Raw genomic sequence first — 19,957 nt, forward strand, 5'->3', positions numbered from 1 at the left:
GCTGATGTCACCCCCGCCGCGACCACCGGATACGGCGGCGGCTCGCTCCGCCAACGCTCGGCGACATGGCCCAGCAACCGATTCCGCCGCACCGGCGCGTCGATCTCGCCCCGCTCCTCGCACCGCGCGCGCCACCGCGCCAGCAACCGCGCAAATTGCGCCGTCCCGCGCTGCCAGTGCCCGGCCAGTTCACCGACCAGCCCGACCACCTCGGGATCGAGCAGCGCCTCAAGTTCCACGTCCTCGACCGCCAACCGGTCCATCGCCTGCGCGATGCTGCGCGCCTGCCGCAGCAGGCCCGGCGCGGAGGTGGTGCGCGTTTCGGGATCGCTGCGCAGCATGTCCGCCAGCGCCAGCAGCCTTGCGGCGGGATCGGCGGCAGGTGGCAGGTCGGACCCCTGCCCCAGCGGATCGAGCAGCGGCCCCAGCGTCTCGTCGAGATCGAGATCGCCGACAACCGCCATGCGCGGCAGCAGCAGGCCGCCATCCGAACCGCTCGCCCGGATAAACGCCTCGGTCACGATCCGCACCGCGCGCCGCGTCGGCAGCAGCAAGGTCAGCCGCGCCAGACCAAAGCCTTCCTCGCGGTAGCGCGGGATCAGCCCCGCCACGAGTGCGTCGGCAAAGCCGCGATGGGCGGCAATCGAATAGATGCTCGGTTTTCGCTCAGCCACGCTGCAAGGCGGCTTCGGTCGGCGCGATCATCTCGGGCGCACCAACTTCAAACCACTGGCCATAATGCGAAATGCCGTAGAGCCGCCCTTCCGCGATAGCCCGATCCCACAGCACCCCGGTCGAGAACGCACCTTCCGGCGCCTCGCGCAGCAGCCGCTGCGAAACGATCTGGATGCCGGTATAGATGAACGGCGCGACCCGGCCCGGCTTGCGCCGCGTGATCCGGCCCATCGGATCGAGATGAAAATCCCCCCGCCCGTTGTAGTTGAACGCCCGCGCATGGTTCACCAGCAGCAGCAGCGCGTCCATCTTGGCCGGGTCCCACGCCTCGCTCAGCGCGGCGAACACGTTCTGCGGGCCATCGAGCCAGACATTGTCGCTGTTGAGGCAGAAGAACGGATCGGCATCGATGAGCGGCAGCGCCTTGACCAGGCCCCCGCCCGTTTCGAGGAGCGCCTCGCGCTCGTCCGAGATGACTGTGACCGGCGCGCTGCGCTGCGCCAGATGCGCCTCGATCTGGCCGGGCAGGTAATGCACATTGACCACCGCCCGTGAAACGCCGGCCTCGACCAGCTTGTCGAGGCTGTGATCGATCAGCGCCCGGCCATTGACACGCACCAAAGGCTTGGGCCGCGTCGCGGTCAGCGGGCGCATCCGCTTGCCGATCCCGGCAGCCAGCACCATCGCGACGTCGCTTGCGAGCTTCGTCATGCGTTGAACGTCCCGCCAAGCTTTTCGCGCAGATCATCGGGCACATTGGCATCGAACCAGCGCGCCACCGGGGCGAGCGCCGGATGCGCCAGATCGCGCTCCAGCAGGGCCCAGACGCGCGGGATGTAATCGAGGTAGCGCGGCTTGCCGTCGCGCTGCCACAGCCGCACGAAAATGCCGACGATCTTGGCGTTGCGCTGCGCCCCGAGCCGCGCGTAGTCCTCGGCGAAATGGGTGTCCGCGCCGCTCGCCGCGATGTAGTGCTCCAGCATCGCAAGCTCGAGCGCCGGATCGACATCGCGCCGCGCATCCTGCAGCAGCGAGACGAGATCATAGGCTGCATGCCCGACCAGCGCGTCCTGAAAATCGAGCAGGCCCTGCTTGTCGAGGCCGCCATCGAGCATGATGTTCTCGGCGTGGTAGTCGCGCAGCACTGTCACGCCGGGCCGCTGGCGGGCGAGCAACTGGCCCAGCACTTGCTCCCACGCCTGGGTCCACCCGGCCAGATCGACACCGAGGCCCTGCACCGGGCAGTACCACTCGACGAAGAGCCGCGCCTCGCGCTGGTACTCCGCCAGCGAATAGGCCGTGAACGGCCCCGGCGGCAGGCGGTGCAGCTGCAGCAGCGCCTCGACCGCATGGGTATAGACCTCGCGCTCGTCCTGCGGCCAGGCGTCGACATACTCGCGCATGCGCACTTCGCCGAAATCCTGCAGCAGGACAAAGCCCTTGGCCGTTTCTTCGGCGTAGATCTGCGGCGCGCGCATGCCGTTGCCATCGAGCCAGCGAGCCGCGCGCAGGAACGGTTCGGGGTCCTCTCCCGGCGGCGGCGCGTGCATCAGCATCGCGGTTGCACCCGGGCGGCGCAGGCGGAAATAGCGGCGCGCCGAGGCATCGCCGGGGATCGGCTCGACCACCGCGGTGTCCCAGCCCGCGGCGGATAGAAACGGATGCGCGCCTTCTGGCAGGGCGCTTGCAGTCAGGGTCACGTCCATCCTCTGCGCTCTAGCCAATCCGGACCGGCTTCCACAATGGCGCTGCGCTCGTTTTCGAGGATTTCCAGCCTTATCGACAGGCACGCCGGTTCATGCGTGAAACCGCCCGCATGCTCGGGCCATTCGGCGATCAGCACGGCATCCGCGCGGTAGTCGTCAAGCCCCAGCTCGGCGACTTCCTCCGGGTCTTCGAGCCGGTAGAAGTCAGCATGGACCACCCGCAGCCGCAGCGCGGGCGGATCGTAGACCTCGATGATCGCAAAGCTCGGGCTCGGCACTTCGCCGGCATACCCCAGCGCAGCAATGATCGCGCGCGCCAGGGTCGTCTTTCCCGCACCAAGACCGCCGCTCAGCGCAATCACGTCACCGGGATGCAGCAGACCGGCAATGCGCTTGGCCAGGGCATCGGTCGCCGCAAGATCGGGCAGCGGAATGATCATGGCAGCGTCACCATCGCGCTTGTTCCCTCGCCTTTCTCAGACAGGAGCTCGAACGTCCCGCCATGCGCCGCCACCAGCTGGCGCACCAAGGGCAGGCCGACCCCGCCGCGCCGTTCGACCGAACGGCCATCGGCGCTGATCTTCAGCCCCTCCAGCGCGCGGGCCAGCTGCGCCGGGTCCATGCCCACGCCATTGTCCGAAACGACGACCTGCAGCGTGCCCTTGCCGCTCTTGCCACTCTTGCGGCGCGATGCCTCGACAAGAATGCGCCCACCCTTGGGCGTCGCGGCGATCGCGTTGTCGATCAGCTGGCCAAACAGGCGCCGCAGCCGCTTGCGGTCTCCCGTTGCGTTGCCGATGGCCGAAGAGCCGCGCAGATCGAGCGAAATCCCGGCCTCGCTCAGCCGCTCCGCCCGCTCGCGCACGACATCGCTCAGCAGCGCAAACAGATCGACCGCCTCGGCAGCCAGCGGCAGCGTGCCAGCCTCGCTCTGCGAGAGGTCGAGCACGTTCTCGATCTGCTCGCCAAGCCGTTCGACGGAGGCGAGAATGGCACCGACATACTCCTGCGCCTGCGGAGTCAATTCTCCCGCGATCCCGCTCTGCAGCAGTTCCGCGAACCCGCCGATCGACGTGAGCGGCGTGCGGAATTCATAGCTCATGTTGGCAATGAAGCGCGTCTTCACCGCGTCCGCTTCCACCAGTGCGGCATTGCGCTCGCGCAGCGCCGCTTCGGCCTTTTCGCTGTCGGTTATGTCGAGCACCGTCAGCAGGCCATTGCCATCGGGCAGCGGCACTCCGGCAATCGCGAACGAGCGGCCATCCGCCAGCAGGATGCGCCCGCTCTGCTGCTTGCGCTCCAATGTGGCGGCCTGGATCACCTGCCCGATTGTGCTCACTTGCGCCGGGCGCTTGAGCAACTTGGCGATCCGGCCGAGCAGCGCGTCGGCGCGGGGATGGGTCCCGAGGAACTCCTCCTCCAGCCCCAATTCGCTGACAAAACGCCGGTTCCACAGCTGCAGACGGCCGTCGGGGCCGAACACCGCGAGCGATTCGAACAGGTTGTCGAATGTCGCCGTCCGCGTGCGCAGCAGCGTGTCGCGTGTTGCGGAAAGCTGCAGCTGCTCGGTGCGGTCTTCGAAGATCATCAGCAGGCCGCCGTCCGGCATCGGCTGCCCGATCACGCGCAGATGCGTACCATCGCCCAGATGCCACGATTCCTCCCGCGGCTCGCGGCTGAGGAACCAGCCTTGCCGCTCGCGCCGCCATTCCGGAAAGTCCCGCACTTCGGGCAGGCGCGCGCTGTCGCGCATGCGGTCGAGCACCCGGTCGAACGGCGGCGTATCGACCACCCAGGCCTGCGGCACACTGAAAATGCGCAGGAACGGCTGGTTCGCGAAAACAAGGTTCCGCTTCTCGTCAAACTGCGCGATGCCGGCGGAAAGCGTATCGAGCATCTCGCGCTGCGCCTCGCGGAAACGGCGGAACTGGCGCTGCAGCTCCTCCATTTCCTCGGTATCGACAGCGTAACCTGCCACCCCATCCTCGCCCAGCGGCAAGTCGGAAACGCGGATCGAGCGGCGCTGCCCGCCGATCGTGGCCGAAACGACCCGCTCCATCGGCAGACGGCGGCTATAGACCTGCTGCGCGATCTTGGCTGCGCTGACGCCCTCGACCGGCTCGATCAGCTCGGTGCCCGTCGCCACGACATCCGCCGCGCTCGTCGCACCCACCGCCTTGACATAGGCGCTGTTGACAAGCCGCAGCGCCATGTCCGGCCCGCGGAACCACATCGGCAGCGGCGCCGCCTCGATCAGCCCGGCCAGTGCCACGAAATCGGCCCGCGCCGAAGCCGCTTCGGCGCGCAGCTTGCGCAGTTCATTGGCGCTGTCGGTAAAGTCGAAGAACCACACCAGCGCCGCGCCGCCCGGCGAGACTTGCGGATCGGCCAGATGCCCCCGCGCGCCGAGGCTGCGCTTGCCGCCGCGCGGGGTCAGCGCCAGCTCGAATGGCGCACCCGTCTTCTGCGCCCGGCGCACCGCATCGCTCAGCTGCGAGAGCTGGACCTCATCCAGCCCCTTCTCGCCCGCATCGATCTCGCTGAGGAACCCCGGCATCGCATCGAGGCCAAACCAGCCCGCAAGCCGCGCAGGCCCTTCGATTCGCCCGTCGGCGCGCACCAGCAGCGGAAGCGCCGGGGCTTCCTCGATCATCCGCGAGAGCCGTCTGGCAAGTCGCTGCGTCGCCTCGGCCCGCGCGAGCCGCCCCCGCGCGGCAAGCACCGCCCAAGCCGCGCCCAGCGTCCAGGCGGCGAGCACCAGCGCAATGAGAACAAGGGCAAACGGCGGCAGGACCATCGCTGCTTGGCTAGGGGGCGACGCTGCAAATTACAATGCGCCGCGCGGCACAAGCTGTGGGATCGCCCCACGAAAAAGGCCCGCGCTTCCACGCGGGCCTTGTTATGCCTGGCGCAGCGGGCGAAGGCTCAATAGCGGTAGTGATCCGGCTTGAACGGACCTTCGGCCGAAACGCCGATGTAGCTGGCCTGCTTTTCCGAAAGCTTCGAAAGCTGCACGCCCAGCTTGGCAAGGTGCAGCGCCGCCACCTTCTCGTCGAGGTGCTTGGGCAGCACGTAGACTTCGTTCTTGTACTGCTCGCTCTTGGTGAACAGCTCGATCTGCGCGAGCGTCTGGTTGGTGAAGCTGGCGCTCATCACGAAGCTCGGGTGACCGGTGGCGCAGCCCAGGTTCACGAGGCGGCCCTTGGCGAGCACGATGATCTGCTTGCCATCGGGGAACTCGACAAGATCGGTGCCCGGCTTCACTTCGGTCCACTTGTAGTTCGAGAGGGCGGCGATCTGGATCTCGCTGTCGAAGTGGCCGATGTTGCACACGATCGACATCGGCTTCATCGCCTTCATGTGGTCGGCGGTGATCACGTCCTCGTTGCCGGTCGCGGTCACGAAGATGTCGCAGCGCTTGACCGCTTCTTCCATGGTGACAACTTCATAGCCTTCCATCGCCGCCTGCAGCGCGCAGATCGGATCGATCTCCGTCACCATCACGCGCGCGCCGCCCTGGCGCAGCGAAGCGGCCGAACCCTTGCCGACATCGCCGAAGCCCGCGACGCAGGCGACCTTGCCGGCCAGCATCACGTCGGTCGCGCGGCGGATCGCGTCAACCAGCGATTCCTTGCAGCCATAGAGGTTGTCGAACTTCGACTTGGTCACCGAATCGTTCACGTTGATCGCGGGGAACGGCAGCTTGCCGTCCTTGGCGATCTGGTAGAGCCGGTGGACGCCTGTGGTGGTCTCTTCCGAGACGCCCTTGATGGCCTTCACCGACTGCGTGAGGTAGCCGGGCTTCTTCTTGAGGAACGCGGTGAGCGCGCGGACAAACTCGATTTCCTCGGCGTTGCTCGGCTCGAACAGCTTCTCGCCCGCCTCCACGCGCGCGCCCCACAGCGCGAACATCGTGGCATCGCCGCCGTCGTCGAGGATCATGTTGGCGGTCACGTCGTCACCCCAGTCGAAGATCGAGCCGACATAGTCCCAGTATTCCGCCAGGCTCTCGCCCTTGATCGCGAAGACCGGGATACCGGCCGCGGCAATCGCGGCGGCAGCGTGATCCTGCGTCGAGAAGATGTTGCAGGTCGCCCAGCGCACTTCGGCGCCGAGCGCCACCAGCGTCTCGATCAGCACGGCGGTCTGGATCGTCATGTGGAGCGAGCCGGTGATGCGCGCGCCCTTGAGCGGCTGCGACGGACCGAATTCCTCGCGCAGCGCCATCAGGCCGGGCATTTCGGTCTCGGCGATCCTGATTTCGGCGCGCCCGAAGTCGGCCAGGCCGATATCGGCGATCACATAGTCCTTCTGGGCTTCAAGCACGCTGGCCACGAGGCAGTCTCCAAGATTGCAGTCAAACGAACAGGTCCGCCGGAAGGACGGCCCCGATGCCGTCCCCTTAGCGGGCCTCTCGCCAATACGCAATCCGGATATAAAGAAGTCTTTATATCACGCCGCGAGGACACCTCACCGCGCCAGCGCCGCCTCCGCCAGTTCCAACGGGCAGACTTCGACCGCAAGCGTGCCGACAAGCAGCACGTCGGCGGCATAGGCGACCTTGTCCTCGGGCGCGGCGGCCAGCATGATGGTCAGTTGCCGCAAGTCCGCGCAGGACATCGCCGTAGGCTGCGCGGCGCGGTTCGCCATGACAGTGCGGGCCTGCTCGAGCTCAGCCCGAGCCTGCGCTGCCGTGCCGCGCTGGCTGAACGCGGTGAGCACAGCCGCGATCTTCTGCCCCATCTCGGCGCGGTGCGCGCTCCGGAAGGTGTCGTAGTCGGCCTGAAAATCGTCCGCCGTCGTGCGGCAGCGCAGCGAATTGACCATCAGCATGATGTCGAGCTGCTGATACTTCGCCGCGTGCGCAATCGTCGGTGCAAAGCAAGGCGTGGCCGCCTGCGCCGCCGAAGACACCAGCAGCGCCACTCCGGCGATAAAGGGGATTGCAGTCCTGAACATTCCACCCACTCCGTAAAACCCGTCCTGCTGTGTTGAACGCCGGGTCGGGGCGGAGCGGTTCGCAAAAAAGTGCAAGGAGCGCTCATCGGGGCCAGCACGCTTCGGCCTGCCTTGCTGGCGCACCGAAATGCGGCGCGCGGTGGTTGTGCTGTCACGCTTGCGGTCTATATCCGGCCGGGCATTCCCATGCAGAGAAAGGAACCTGAAATGACGATTGCGGTTGGAGACAAGCTGCCTGACGTGAAGCTGGTGAAAGCCACGGCCGAAGGCATCGATGCGGTGCAGTCCGCTGAATACTTTGCCGGCAAGCGCGTCGCGCTGTTCTCGGTTCCGGGCGCCTTCACCCCCACCTGCTCGGCCAAGCACCTGCCGGGCTTCGTCGAAAAGGCCGACGAAATCCGTGCCAAGGGCGTGGACGAGATCGCCTGCACTGCGGTCAACGATCCCTTCGTAATGAAGGCGTGGGGCGCCGCCGCCGGTTCGGCCGACGTCACCATGCTCGCGGACGGCAACGGTGATTTCGCCAAGGCGCTCGGCCTCACCATGGACGGCACCGGCTTCGGCCTCGGCATCCGCGGCCAGCGTTTCGCGATGGTTGTCAACGACGGCACCGTCGAACAGCTTCATGTCGAAGCCCCGGGCGACTTCAAGGTCTCCTCGGCCGAGTATGTGCTCGAGAACCTGTGACGTAATAAATCGTAATACTCACGCCGCAGCGCAGCGCATACTCGGCGGCGCTGCGGCGTGAATTGCCCCAAAACCCTGCGTTTGCGGACTTGACGACTGTCAAATATTTGCCATCCTCCCCTCGCTGCACCGCACCATGGGGACGCGTGATGGACGGTATTCGAGTCGGAAAGCGGATTGTCGGGACCCAGTCGCCCGTCACCATCGGCTGGGAGAATATTCCGAAAGTTGAAGGCGGCACCTTCAAGCGCCTGTTCTTCACCTGGTTCCAGCCCGCCGTCCTCTTCGGCATGATCGCGTTCTGGTACTATGCACCCAACTCGATCGCGAAGTTCTCGACCGCCATCGCCATCGGCATCGGCTTTCGCATTTTCCTCCAGATCCTCGAATTCGTGAACCCGCGCCACAAGTCGTGGCAGATCACATGGAAGGAACTGGCGACCGACCTGTTCTACGTCGGCATATCCGCTACCTGCGTCCAGCTGGTCGAAAACTACATCGGCAGCGACGCGATCATCGAAGCGCTCCAGAGCACGTTCGATTTCGACAAGTTCGCGTGGTTCACCGGGCTGCCGCTGCTGGTGCAGGCCCTGCTCAGCCTGTTCATCTTCGATCTCGGCCAGTACTGGATGCATCGCGGGATGCACAACTGGTACCCGCTGTGGCTGCCGCATTCGGTGCACCACTATATCACCCAGCTCAACGTCCACAAAGGCGCGGTCGGCAATCCGCTCGAGCTGTTCCTGATCGGCCTCGGCATCGGCGGCCTGTTCGATTTCCTGCCCCGCGCGTTTCTGCTTGCGGGCGCCATCAGCATGTCGATCGGCGCGTACCAGCACATCAACGTGCGGTTTGACAGCCCGCGCTGGTGGCGCTTCCTGTTCAACACGACCGAGCACCACAGCCTGCACCACTCGCAGGATTTCGAATCGACCCGCAGCAATTACAGCAACTGGTTCATCGTGATCGACCGGATGTTCGGCACCTGCATCGATGGCGAGGCGGAGCTGCTCGGCATGGAAGGCGGCCGCCGCATGTCGATCCGCGAGCAGATGCTCTATCCCTTCACCGAAGGCTGGAAGGCGTGGAAGGAGCGCGGGGTCCGCGAGCCGATGTTCGGTGATCACCCCACCGCGGTTCCGGCGGAATAGGGCGGCGTGACCTCGCTGAGCGCCTCCGGCATGGAAACCCTCCCCGCCCCCGCCGAAACGCCTGCGATCCTGCGCCTCGTGCAATGGATCTGGCACATCCGGGGTGAAGTGCCCCTCCCTGCCGATCTTGCCCCTGATGAAGCCTTCGCGCGGCTCGATCCGCTCTTTGCGCACGCCGGCACCACCCACGCGCGCATGGGCGATGTGGTCATGGTCACCAAGCGCGACCAGCTGGCGCAGGATCCGCTCTCGGTGGTCGACAGCGGCACCTTGCGCATCGAGCCCGGCGAGCACAGCCCGGTGCTGCGTTACCACCTCGTCAGCCGCGCGCTGCTCTACTGCTTCCTCGCGCCGCTGCTGTTCCTCGCGATCAGCCAGCTGACCGTCTTTCTCGGCACGCTCGACAAGCCCACGCCGGAGGAAATCGCCAAGGAAAAGGCGAAGAAGGACAAGATGGGTGAGATCAAGCTCAACCCCGTCGACAAGTTCCTTGGCGCGCCGGCTCCGGAAAAACCGCAAGACGAAAAGAAGGACACGAAAGTCAAGAAGAAAGGCGATGATGAGGAGAACGAAGGGTTCTCGCCCATCACCGCCTATGTCTTCGCCGGCATTTTCGCGGCGCTCTATGTGCTGGGCCGCCTGCTCGAGCCGTGGCTGATCAGGCGGCTGTTCCAGCGTACCCTGGCAGGCTGATCAGGCCAGATCGAAGCGGTCCGCGTTCATCACCTTGGTCCAGGCCTTGATGAAGTCGGCCGCGAACTTCTCGTTCCCGCCCGCCTCGGCATAGACTTCCGCCACCGCGCGCAGCTGGCTGTTCGATCCGAACACGAGATCCGCCCGGCTTGCCCGCCACTTAACCTCGCCGGTCTTCCGGTCGCGCCCGACGAAGAGCTCCTCGCCCGAGCCCTCCACCGCGCTCCACGCCGTGCCCATGTCGAGCAGATTGACGAAGAAGTCGTTGGAAAGCACCCCGACGCGGTCCGTGAACACACCCAGATCGCTGCCGCCCTGATTGGCGCCGAGCACGCGCAGCCCCGCCACCAGCACCGCCATTTCTGGCGCCGAAAGGCCGAGCAGAGAGGCCCGGTCGATGAGCAGCTCCTCGGTCTTCACCGAATGCTTGGCCGCAAGGTAGTTGCGAAACCCGTCAGCACGCGGCTCCAGCACCGCAAAGCTCTCGGCATCGGTCCATTCCGCGCTGGCATCGCCGCGACCGCCGGTGAACGGCACCACACCGTCATAGCCGCCCGCCTTCGCCGCCGCCTCGACCGCCGCCGTACCCGCCAGCACCACGGCATCCGCGACCGAAAGGTTCCCGCGCAGGCTCTCGATCACCCCGAGCACCTGAGCCAGTTCCGCCGGATCGTTCACCGCCCAGTCCTTCTGCGGCGCCAGACGAATACGCGCACCGTTAGCACCGCCGCGATGGTCGGTCCGCCGATACGTCGAGGCCGAAGCCCACGCCGCCTTGATCAGCGCCGCAGGAGCAAGCCCCGCGCCAAGGATCGCCGCCTTGAACGCCGCGATCTCGCCTTCGAGCGGCATCCGCCCCGCCGGAACCGGATCCTGCCAGATCAGGTCTTCCGCCGGAACATCCGGACCGAGGTAGCGCGCCTTGGGCCCCATGTCGCGGTGGGTCAGCTTGAACCACGCGCGGGCGAAGGCATCCTTGAACGCCTCGTGATCGTTGCGGAACTTCTCGGAGATGGCGCGAAATTCCGGATCGACCTTCAGCGCCATGTCCGCCGTCGTCATCATCGTCGGCACGCGCTGCGAAGGATCATGCGCCGCCGGGGCCATATCCTCCTCGCGCTGGCCGATAGGCTGCCATTGGTGCGCCCCGGCGGGCGAGCGGACCAGCTCGTATTCGTAATCGAGCAGCAGGCGGAAGTAGTTGCCCGACCATTGGGTCGGCGTGTTCACCCACGCGCCTTCGATGCCGCTGGTGATCGCATCGCCGCCCTTGCCGCTGCCATGCGTGCTCAGCCACCCGAACCCTTGCGCGGTGATGTCCGCGCCCTCAGGCGCCGGGCCGACCAGCGCGGCATCGCCCGCACCGTGTGCCTTGCCGAAAGTGTGGCCGCCCGCCGTCAGCGCCGCCGTCTCCTCAAGGTTCATTGCCATGCGCGCGAAGGTGATCTTGATGTCGCGCGCCGAAGCGAGCGGATCGGGCACGCCGCCCGGCCCTTCAGGGTTCACATAGATCAGCCCCATCTGGATCGCCGCGAGCGGCTCCTCGAGGTCCAGCTGCTTGTCGGGCTGGATGCGCGTTTCCTCGGCATCGACCCACTTCGTCTCCTGGCCCCAGTAGATATCGCGCTCGGGCTCGTAGACATCCGCCCGGCCGCCGCCGAAGCCGAACACCGGCCCGCCCATCGATTCGATCGCGACATTGCCCGCCAGCACGAACAGGTCCGCCCACGAGATGTGCTTCCCGTACTTCGCCTTGATCGGCCAGAGCAGCCGCCGCGCCTTGTCGAGGTTGCCGTTGTCGGGCCACGAATTGAGCGGGGCAAAGCGCTGCTGCCCGCTGTTCGCGCCGCCACGGCCGTCCGCCGTGCGATAGGTACCTGCCGCATGCCACGCCATGCGGATGAAGAACGGGCCATAGTGGCCATAGTCCGCCGGCCACCAGTCCTGGCTGTCGGTCATCAGCGCGGTCAGATCGGCCTTCAGCGCCGCATAGTCGAGCGCCTTGAACGCCTCGGCATAGTCGAAGCCGGGGGCCGACGGATTGGGCGAAACGCCGCCCTGATGGAGAATGTCGACCGGCAGCGCCTCGGGCCACCAGTCCTTGTTCGTACGGCCCAGCAGGGCGCGCGCGGCGCCCTTGTGAACCGGGCAACCACTCGCTGCGTCACCGGTCTGCATGTTCATGGGGAGAGACTCCATCGCGTTGTCGATGGAACAAAACTACGCCCAGGTGCTTAGGGGCGGAAGCGAGTAAACCGCATTTCAGTGATCGGATTTGACTATAAAAGCTGGATCAATGATCGACTGAACCACTCAATCAAAAGGCAAACCGGACCCGCGCGACAACCCGGTCTCCCACACTGCCAGCATCCGCAAACGGCGTCGCACGGATCCGCTCCGCCGCGATGCTGTTGCCCACATAGTCCAGCCCGAACGTCAGCGGCCAGCGCGTGTATTCCGCGCCCAGCTTCCAGTCGGCATAGTCGCCGCCGGGCCTGAGCCGCGCCGCGCGGGGGTCATTGCCGCTTCCGGTCGAATAGCCCACACTCGCCAGCACGGTGAGCGGCAGCCCCGGCAATCCGGCATCCGCGCCCACCCGCAAATGCAGGTTGTCGCCGCCGATGGTGCTCTGGCGCGTCGCATACCACGCCGTCGCCGCCACGCGCAGCGGGCCAAGGCCATACCGCGCCCCCACCACCAGTTCGGCAAAGTCCATCCGCTGCGAAGCGCCGGCAAATACATGGCCGACCACCTCGGTCCGCAAGGTCACCGCGCCCAGCGCCCAATCGCGCCCCACCGCCACATCGGCGACTGCGTCCGCCCCGCCATGGCGCGCAGCCCCCCGCAGCGCCGCCACGCGCACGGAAGCATCGAGCGGGCCAAGATCGAGTCGCCCGTCAGCCGAAACCGAAGCGCGCGCCCCGCTCCAGCTGATCCCGGCGCGCACTTCGTCGCTGGCCGCTTCAACGCCTCCATCGACCGACTGCGCCCACGCCCTGTCGGTCGGCAGGAGCAGCAAAGCTCCCGCCAGCATGATCAGCGCGCGGCCTCGCTTGACCAGCACCGTCACTTCGCCAGCAGCGGTTCGAGGAAGCGGATCACCCGCGCTTCCAGATCGATGCGGCGATCGGACCAGCCATGATCGGTTGCGACATGCGCCGTCCGGACCCTGGTCCCGCCCACCTTGCGCACCGCTGCGACAAGTTCGTCACCGTCGGCGGCAAGTCCGTCATTGGAGGTCAACACAAGCAGCGGTGCGGCGCTGAGTGCGGCCGCCCGCCTCACGAAATCCCACTCGGCCGCATGGGCGCCAAGTTCGTCGACCAGCGCCTGCGCCGAACTGTTCAGCGTCTCGCTGTTCTCGGCGATCAGCTTGGCCCGGTCGCCTTGCGAAAGCTGCCCCTTCTTGCCCATATTCGCCGCCGAATAGAGGACCAGGGCGCGCAAGTCCGGCTCCTCCGCGCCCGCCATCGCCGTCACCCACCCGCCCATCGAGTGCCCCACCATCGCCATGCGCTGGGTGTCGATGCCATAGCGTGTGGCATTGGCGCGCAGAAAGGCCAGCACCGCCCGCGCATCCTCCGGGTTCTGCCCGAACCGGTACGTGCCGGGGCTGCCCCACGAGCCGCGATAGTTGAAGGTGATCGCGTTCCAGCCCCGCCGCCGCAGCGCCTGCGCCAGATCGAGGTTCTTCTCATTACCCGGCAAGCCATGGCAGATCACCACCGTTGGATGCGGCCCTGCTCCTGCCGCCAGATAACCGACCCCGTTGATCTCCACTCCGCCGCTCGGAATATGGAACACTTCCATCCGCGCCGGATGCGCCGCATCAACCGGAGGATCGGTGTAGATCGCGGGCGGGATGGCCGGTGCCGCCGAAGCCATCGGCGCCGCAAGAGCAAGCGACGCTGCGGCCAGCTTCGCAAATTCCCGCATGGTCCGCACAGATCCTCTCCCCATCAATAGCCCATCAGGCTGAGAACTTCCTTGCGGCTGCGATTGTCCTCGAGGAACGTGCCCATCAGCCGGCTCGTCACCATGCCGACGCCCGGCGTGCGCACCCCGCGCCCGGTCATGCAGCCGTGCTGTGCCTCGATCACCACCGCCACGCCGTGCGGCTTGAGGTTGTCCCAGATGCAGGTGGCGACTTCCGCGGTCAGCCGCTCCTGGATCTGCAGCCGCCGCGCATAGGCGTTGAGCACGCGCGCGAGCTTGGAAATCCCCACCACCTTGTGCCGCGGCAGATAGGCGATCGCCGCCTTGCCGATGATCGGCGCCATGTGGTGCTCGCAGTGCGACTGGAACGGGATGTCCTTCAGCAGCACCAGCTCGTTGTACCCGCCCACTTCCTCGAACTGCCGGGCAAGGTGCGAAGCGGGGTCCTCGCCATAGCCCTGGCAATATTCCTTCCACGCCCGCGCCACGCGGCGCGGCGTATCGAGCAGGCCTTCGCGGTCCGGATCATCGCCCGACCAGCGGATCAGCGTGCGGATCGCGTCCTGCACATGATCGGGAACGATGATCTTGCCGTCCCCGCCAAGTTCGTCTTCGCCGAAGTCGTCGTCATCGTGCCCGTGGTGGACGGTCATGGTAAGCGGAGCTCCGTAAGGATCGCGTGTCCGATGCCGCGCGGCATCACTTGCGCTGGATGACGATCTCGTCCGGATGCGCCACATTGAGATCGGACCGCAGCAGTTCGCCGACCAGATCGGGATCGGCATGGCGCGGGTCAAGCAGCGCGACACGGTTGCGCAGCCGGTCGCGCTCGGCCAGAAGCTGTTTCACCTCTGCCTGCCGCTGTTCGAGAAGTCGGGCATTCTCGGTCCAGGCAAGCACGCCGCTAGGCCCCGCCAGCGCCACTGCGCCAAGCAGCAGCAGCGCAACGAGCGCAAAGCTCTGCGCCATGCTCTCGCGAGGCAGCTTGAGGGATGACCGGCGGCGTTTCATCAAAACGACAGAATCACACTTGCCCAGCCGATACAACCGGAAAAGTGCAATCTTGGTACAGGATGTTTACGAGGTGCGCTGTTCCGCAGGCTGGACGCGGGTGCCTTCCCGCGGCCCGCATCCTGTTCTAGGGCATCCGCAAACGCGAGAGAGACGAGCCGAAAGCATGACGACCGACACGCCGCCCTTCACCGGCAAACTCGAACCAGCTGCCGATCCGGAGTGGGCGGGCTGGTATCACTGGTCGGGCGCCGATCCGTTCGAAGACGATGTCGGCCCCTTCTACGTCCGCCGCGACGAACAGGGCGTGGTCACAGGTTTCCGCCCGCGCGCCAAGAACTGCAACGCACACGGCAGCATCCACGGCGGCTGCCTGATGACGTTCGGCGATTTTTCGTTGTTCATGATCGCAAGCGCCACCGGCGAGGAAATGAGCGGGGTCACCGTCACGTTCAATTCGGAATTTGTCGGCCCGGCCCGCGCCGGACAATTACTCGAAGCCCGCGGCGAAGTGATCCGCGCGGGTCGCAGCCTCGTCTTCGCGCGCGGCCTGATCACCGCAGACGGAGAGGCGGCAATGGCCTTCTCCGGCACCTTCAAGCGCATCACCGCGCGCTGAGGCAAACGGGGGAGGCGCAAACCTCCCCCGCACGTCATTCAGATGCGCTTGCCCGTCATCGGGAAGCTGCCGAACATGCCGGCCGTCACCGTGCCGTTCAGCGAATCCCCATCAATCGTCGCTGTGCAATCGAGCTTCATCGGCATCGGCACGGTAATGTTGCTCGACCAGCTGATCGTGTTCCCATCGACCGTCCCGCCGGTGATTTCCATATTGCCCATCGGCCCCGAATTGCTGCCGCTGAAGCTGGCTCCATCCACCTCGACAGTCAGGATCGAGGTCTGATCACCCATCGGCGAACGGGTCACGCATTCATACTTGCCGGCAACGGACATGGAACTCTCCCTTTGTGGTTCGGATGGGAAGGAACCATGCTGTCTACATTGGTGTCAATAGGATTGATCCGCCTTGGCGGTTACCGAGCACGGTTGACCTCGGCGGCGCGAGGCCTGACAACCGTCACGTGACTCCCCAAGTATCTGGTCCCCATCCCGCCTCCATCATGCACGACGGCTTCCTGCTGCTCGGCTTCGCGCTCGCCTTCGTGCTGCTGTTCCGCCGCCTCGGCCTCGGCGCGACCTTGGGCTATCTCATCGCCGGCGCGGTGCTCGGCCCCTTCGTCCTCGGCATGGTCGGCGATGCGGAGCAGAAGCTGGGCTTTGCCGAACTCGGCATAACGCTGCTGCTGTTCCTTGTCGGGCTGGAACTCGATCCCAGCAAGCTGTGGAAGATGAAGCGCGACATTCTCGGCTTCGGCCTGCTGCAGGTCACGATCTCCGGCCTCGCCCTCGCGGGCGCGATCATGCTGACGACGAGCTTTTCCCCCGCCGCCGCGCTCGCGCTGGGCCTGCCGCTGGCGCTTTCCTCCACCGCGCAGGTGCTGCCGATGCTGCAGTCCTCCGGCCGTCTCAAGACGCGCTTCGGCGAGCGCGCCTTCTCGATCCTGCTGTTCCAGGATCTCTCGATCATCCCGCTGATCACGATCATCGCCGCGCTCAGCCGCAATCCGGCGGACGTCGGCGGCCCGCCGGGCTGGCTCCTCGCGCTGGAAACGGTCGGGGCGATTGCCGGGCTGGTTGCTGCCGGGCGTTTCCTCATCCGCCCGCTGTTCCGCCTGATCGGCAATCTCGGCGAGCGCGAGATGTTCATCGTCGCCGCGCTGTTCACTGTCATGGCCGCAGGAGCCGTGATGGAATTCCTCGGCCTCTCGACTGCCCTCGGCGCCTTCATCGCGGGCGTCATGCTGGCCGACAGCCCCTACCGCCACGAACTCGAAGCCGATGTCGAACCGTTCCGCTCGATCCTGCTCGGCCTCTTCTTCCTCTCGGTCGGCATGCTGCTCGATCTCGGCGCGATCGCCCGCGATCCGGTTTTCGTCATCTCGATGGCGCTCATGCTGATCACGGTGAAGGCCGCGGTCATGTTCGCCCTCGCGCGGCTGTTCGGCGTGCCATGGCGCGGCGCGCTGGCGCTCGGCCTGCTGCTCAGCCAGGGCGGCGAGTTCGGCTTCGTGCTGTTCGCGCAGGCGAGCCATGCCCTCCTCATCGCGCCCGAGGCTGCCAGCCTGTTCGGCGCAGTCGTCACGCTCTCGATGGCGACCACGCCGTTCCTCATGATGGCCACCCGCCGCTTCCGCGCCGATCCCAATGCCGCCCCGCAGGGGACGCGCGAGGGGCCGAGCAACGACGGCGCCAATGCCCTCATCGTCGGCTATGGCCGCTTCGGGCAGGCCGTCGGCCAAGTCCTGCAGGCCGCCGGCATCAGCGTCACCCTGATCGACACCGATGTCGAGATGATCGACGTCGCGGGCACGTTCGGCGCCAAGGTCTATTTCGGCGACGGCACAAGGATCGACATGCTCCGGCAGGCCGGCGCCGCCGACGCCGAAATGATCCTGTTCTGCATCGACGGCGACCAGCTCGACACGCCGATGCTTGCCGCCGTCCACGAAGCCTTCCCGCGCGCCGCCGTCTATGTCCGCGCCTTCGATCGCCGCGCCGTCATCAAGCTGCGCGATGCCCCGGTCACGCTGTTCGTGCGCGAAACGCTCGAATCCGCCATCGCCATGGCCTCTGCCGCGCTCGACAATGCCGGGCTCAGCAACGAGGCGATCACCCGCGCCGAAGCCCTGTTCCGCCTGCGCGACACCACCCGGCTCGACCGCCAGCTCGAAACCGGCGACCCGCGCGCCGCGCGCGAGCAGATGCTCACCGGCCCCGAGCCGCAGGAGACCGGCGGGTAGCGGACCGTAAGTAGTTGCACTTGCATGGACTTTTCCATGCGAGTGCATCAACTTCCCCATGCAATTGCATGGAAAGCGCCGCCCGCCATGGTCATGCCCGCCGCCACCACACTCCTCGCGTGGACCCGCCTGCTCCGCGCCGCCGACCTCGCCAGCCGGCACTGCGCCGATACCTTGCGCAAGCTGGGCCTGCCGCCGCCCGAGTGGTATGATGTGTTGCTCGCGCTCGAGCGCGGCGGTGCCCGGCGTCCGCGGGATCTGCAGGCAGCCCTCGGGCTCGAGCAATATGCCCTGTCGCGCCTGCTCGACCGCATGGTGAAGGCGGGCCTCCTCGAACGCACCCCCTGCCCCGATGACGCCCGCGGCCACACCCTCAAGCTGACGATCGAAGGCCTCGCCATGCGCGCCGCCATGTGGCCGGTCTATGCCGAAGCGATCGAGGAAGCGCTCGGCGCCCGCGTCGGAGAGGAAGACCGCGCCGCGCTGGCCCGGCTGCTTGCGCCGCTGGCCGAACCCGCCAGCGCCTGATCAGCACCGAAGCCGGGCCAGAGAAACCGCTGATAGGTCCGCCCAGCCATCTCGACATCATCGGCATGGCGCACGCCGAACTTGAGCGCGACCGAACGCGAGGCCACGTTATCCGGGTGGATCACCGACATGATCGCCGGATGATCAAGCTGGCTGCGCGCATAGTCCGAAACCGCCCGCGCCGCTTCACTGGCATAGCCCTGCCCCCAGTTCTCCCGCGCGAACGTATAGCCCAGCTCGGGCTGCATCTCAAAAGCGACGCCCTCCGGCACCTGCTTGCGGAAGAACCACATGCGCCGCAAGCGCCCCGGCTCCGGTTGCAGCTCCAGCACCCCGTCGCTGAGCCCCGAACGCCCGAGCCGCTTGCCATCGGCCTTGCGCGTCACGATCAGCGGCCCGAGGCTGGCGATGGCATAGCTCTCCAGCACATCGGCAAACCACTGCTCGGTCTCGGCGGGCGTGCGCGCATTCCCCGTCCCGAGATAGCGCGCCACCACCGGATCGGCATGCACCCCGATCATGAACGCAAGGTCGCGCTCATCCATCCGGCGCAGCAGCAGCCGTTCGGTCTCGATATGGTCGGTGCCGGGAAGCAGGGTCATGGCGCAGTCCCCATAGCCAGCGCCGCGTCAATGCGCGACCAGATCGCATCGACCTCGGCGTGGGGATTGGCCGCGACCTGCCGCACCCAGAGGCCTTCGCCGATCGTGAAGGCCGAACTCGTGCCCTCCAGCGCGGCGATGACGGCCGCCGGATCCGCCTGAACAGGCCGCCAGTTGAGCACGCCGCTCTCCGGCGCCTGCTTCACTTCGGTGCGCGGATCGGCGTCCAGACGCTGCGCCAGGTCCTCCGCGATTGCCATGCAGCGCTCGATCCGCTCGGCAAGTCCCGCCTGCCCCCACGCGAGCAGCGTCGCCAGCAGCGGCAGCGCCGCCGCGCTGCGCGTCCCCTCCACCCCGCTGTTCGGCCGGGCGAGGTAGGACGAAGTGGACGTGATCGATGCCTTTGCGTCGACATCGCGAAACAGCGCCAGCGCCGCGCCCTTGGGCTGGAAGAACCACTTGTGCGCGGAAATCGCGATGCTGTCCGCCGCCGCGATCCCGGCGAGCCGGTCGCGGTACTTTGTGAACTGCAAGGGACCCGCCCACGCGGCATCGACATGCAGCCATTTGGCCGGCAGCGGCGAGAGCTCGTCGATCGCGCCGCGCCCCGTGGTTCCGGCGGTGAGCACAAGCGCGGCATCCGCGAGATCCGGCAGCGCGTCCCGAATCAGCCTGCCCTCTTCGCCCACCGGCACCGCGTGGTAGTCCATGCCCAGAATGCGCGCCGCCTTGGGCACCGAGATATGCGCTTCCGCCGACGCGACGACCTTTCGCGCACCGGCCTCGCGCGCCGCCCACAGCGCGGTGAGATTGGCGAGTGTCGATCCGCTGCAGAACTGGCCCCACGCCATGCCGTAGGTCGGCACGATCCAGCCCAGCACCAGCGCTTCGGCTTCGGTCGCGAACGGGCTTGTCGCCGGGTGCAGCAGGTTCTGGTTCGCCTGCGCGACCAGATAAGCCATCCGCGCCGCAACGTCCGATGAAGGCGGGTCCATATGCGCCAGCACATCGGGCGCGGCGAGATCGGCACGGCGGTCCATCGCCGCCCCGCCAAGCAGCGCAAGCGCCGCCTCCTCGCCGATCCCGGTCTGCGGAAGGGTCTGGGGAAGATCGATCATGGCCTGCCTCGCTGCGGTCGAAGCAGGACC

Annotated in this window: 20 protein-coding genes and 1 pseudogene; 6 read left to right on the forward strand and 15 right to left on the reverse strand. The window is 66.7% G+C overall.

Going from position 1 to position 19,957, the window contains the following annotated elements; all coding sequences use genetic code 11:
- The 7 genes and pseudogenes from IP83_RS18360 to IP83_RS20760 form a co-directional block, all read right to left on the reverse strand.
- Window positions 1-674 (reverse strand): annotated as a pseudogene (locus IP83_RS18360) (double-strand break repair protein AddB); the annotation flags it as partial.
- Window positions 667-1,386 (reverse strand): nucleotidyltransferase family protein, encoded by a 720-nt coding sequence (locus tag IP83_RS18365; RefSeq protein WP_054123685.1) that lies wholly within the window; start codon window positions 1,384-1,386, stop codon window positions 667-669. The pseudogene IP83_RS18360 and the gene IP83_RS18365, both read right to left, overlap by 8 nt.
- On the reverse strand, window positions 1,383-2,381 hold the full coding sequence (locus IP83_RS18370; protein ID WP_054123686.1) for an aminoglycoside phosphotransferase family protein: 999 nt from the start codon (window positions 2,379-2,381) through the stop codon (window positions 1,383-1,385). The genes IP83_RS18365 and IP83_RS18370 overlap by 4 nt, the downstream gene beginning before the upstream one ends.
- Window positions 2,372-2,821 (reverse strand): tRNA (adenosine(37)-N6)-threonylcarbamoyltransferase complex ATPase subunit type 1 TsaE, encoded by a 450-nt coding sequence (gene tsaE, locus IP83_RS18375; RefSeq protein ID WP_054123687.1) that lies wholly within the window; start codon window positions 2,819-2,821, stop codon window positions 2,372-2,374. The genes IP83_RS18370 and tsaE overlap by 10 nt, the downstream gene beginning before the upstream one ends.
- Window positions 2,818-5,178, reverse strand: a complete 2,361-nt coding sequence (locus IP83_RS18380; protein ID WP_054123688.1) for a PAS domain-containing sensor histidine kinase — start codon at window positions 5,176-5,178, stop codon at window positions 2,818-2,820. The genes tsaE and IP83_RS18380 overlap by 4 nt, the downstream gene beginning before the upstream one ends.
- A 128-nt stretch (window positions 5,179-5,306) precedes the next feature.
- Window positions 5,307-6,716: an adenosylhomocysteinase gene (ahcY, locus tag IP83_RS18385; RefSeq protein WP_054123689.1), complete on the reverse strand. Its 1,410-nt coding sequence runs from the start codon at window positions 6,714-6,716 to the stop codon at window positions 5,307-5,309.
- Between the two features lie 135 nt (window positions 6,717-6,851).
- Complete coding sequence (locus tag IP83_RS20760) at window positions 6,852-7,340, reverse strand: hypothetical protein (protein WP_197274446.1); 489 nt, start codon at window positions 7,338-7,340, stop codon at window positions 6,852-6,854.
- Between the two features lie 207 nt (window positions 7,341-7,547).
- Between IP83_RS20760 and IP83_RS18395 the strand changes: the two genes are divergently transcribed.
- The 3 genes from IP83_RS18395 to IP83_RS18405 all read left to right on the forward strand — a co-directional run bounded on the left by IP83_RS18395 (window position 7,548) and on the right by IP83_RS18405 (window position 9,871).
- Entirely contained in the window at window positions 7,548-8,027 is a 480-nt protein-coding gene (locus IP83_RS18395; protein ID WP_054123691.1) for a peroxiredoxin, read from the forward strand.
- Window positions 8,028-8,176: 149 nt separating this feature from the next.
- Window positions 8,177-9,178, forward strand: coding sequence for a sterol desaturase family protein (locus IP83_RS18400; RefSeq protein WP_054123692.1), 1,002 nt, complete (start codon window positions 8,177-8,179; stop codon window positions 9,176-9,178).
- 6 nt (window positions 9,179-9,184) lie between these two features.
- Entirely contained in the window at window positions 9,185-9,871 is a 687-nt protein-coding gene (locus tag IP83_RS18405) for a hypothetical protein (protein WP_231625127.1), read from the forward strand.
- On the opposite strand, the gene katG is transcribed toward IP83_RS18405, so the two are convergent.
- The 5 genes from katG to IP83_RS18430 all read right to left on the reverse strand — a co-directional run bounded on the left by katG (window position 9,872) and on the right by IP83_RS18430 (window position 14,818).
- Window positions 9,872-12,055 carry a catalase/peroxidase HPI gene (gene katG, locus IP83_RS18410; protein ID WP_054123694.1) on the reverse strand — a complete coding sequence of 728 codons (2,184 nt, stop codon included), beginning with the start codon at window positions 12,053-12,055 and terminating at the stop codon, window positions 9,872-9,874.
- A 133-nt stretch (window positions 12,056-12,188) separates the two neighbouring features.
- Window positions 12,189-12,935: a TorF family putative porin gene (locus tag IP83_RS18415; protein ID WP_231625128.1), complete on the reverse strand. Its 747-nt coding sequence runs from the start codon at window positions 12,933-12,935 to the stop codon at window positions 12,189-12,191.
- A gap of 2 nt (window positions 12,936-12,937) precedes the next feature.
- On the reverse strand, window positions 12,938-13,807 hold the full coding sequence (locus IP83_RS18420) for a S9 family peptidase (RefSeq protein ID WP_231625129.1): 870 nt from the start codon (window positions 13,805-13,807) through the stop codon (window positions 12,938-12,940).
- A 23-nt stretch (window positions 13,808-13,830) separates the two neighbouring features.
- Complete coding sequence (gene folE, locus IP83_RS18425) at window positions 13,831-14,460, reverse strand: GTP cyclohydrolase I FolE (RefSeq protein ID WP_054123696.1); 630 nt, start codon at window positions 14,458-14,460, stop codon at window positions 13,831-13,833.
- Between the two features lie 46 nt (window positions 14,461-14,506).
- On the reverse strand, window positions 14,507-14,818 hold the full coding sequence (locus tag IP83_RS18430) for a septum formation initiator family protein (RefSeq protein ID WP_054123697.1): 312 nt from the start codon (window positions 14,816-14,818) through the stop codon (window positions 14,507-14,509).
- Window positions 14,819-14,984: 166 nt separating this feature from the next.
- On the opposite strand from IP83_RS18430, the gene IP83_RS18435 reads away from it, so the two are divergent.
- Window positions 14,985-15,437: a PaaI family thioesterase gene (locus tag IP83_RS18435; RefSeq protein WP_054123698.1), complete on the forward strand. Its 453-nt coding sequence runs from the start codon at window positions 14,985-14,987 to the stop codon at window positions 15,435-15,437.
- 38 nt (window positions 15,438-15,475) lie between these two features.
- On the opposite strand, the gene IP83_RS18440 is transcribed toward IP83_RS18435, so the two are convergent.
- Window positions 15,476-15,772: a hypothetical protein gene (locus IP83_RS18440; protein ID WP_054123699.1), complete on the reverse strand. Its 297-nt coding sequence runs from the start codon at window positions 15,770-15,772 to the stop codon at window positions 15,476-15,478.
- A 167-nt stretch (window positions 15,773-15,939) separates the two neighbouring features.
- Here IP83_RS18440 and IP83_RS18445 point away from each other — a divergent pair, with 167 nt between their 5' ends.
- Window positions 15,940-17,679, forward strand: coding sequence for a cation:proton antiporter (locus IP83_RS18445; protein WP_054123700.1), 1,740 nt, complete (start codon window positions 15,940-15,942; stop codon window positions 17,677-17,679).
- Window positions 17,680-17,766: 87 nt separating this feature from the next.
- A complete protein-coding gene (locus IP83_RS18450) occupies window positions 17,767-18,207 on the forward strand; it encodes a MarR family winged helix-turn-helix transcriptional regulator (RefSeq protein ID WP_054123701.1) in 441 nt (146 codons plus the stop codon).
- On the opposite strand, the gene IP83_RS18455 is transcribed toward IP83_RS18450, so the two are convergent.
- Both IP83_RS18455 and IP83_RS18460 read right to left on the reverse strand, forming a co-directional pair.
- Complete coding sequence (locus IP83_RS18455) at window positions 18,102-18,809, reverse strand: GNAT family N-acetyltransferase (protein WP_054123702.1); 708 nt, start codon at window positions 18,807-18,809, stop codon at window positions 18,102-18,104. The two genes, IP83_RS18450 and IP83_RS18455, sit on opposite strands and share 106 nt — an antisense overlap.
- A complete protein-coding gene (locus IP83_RS18460; RefSeq protein WP_054123703.1) occupies window positions 18,806-19,927 on the reverse strand; it encodes a pyridoxal-dependent decarboxylase in 1,122 nt (373 codons plus the stop codon). Before IP83_RS18460 ends, IP83_RS18455 begins: the two co-directional genes overlap by 4 nt.
- Window positions 19,928-19,957: the final 30 nt, after the last annotated feature.

It is taken from the genome of Novosphingobium sp. AAP93 (assembly GCF_001296055.1).
In the GTDB taxonomy this organism is placed as follows: domain Bacteria; phylum Pseudomonadota; class Alphaproteobacteria; order Sphingomonadales; family Sphingomonadaceae; genus Novosphingobium.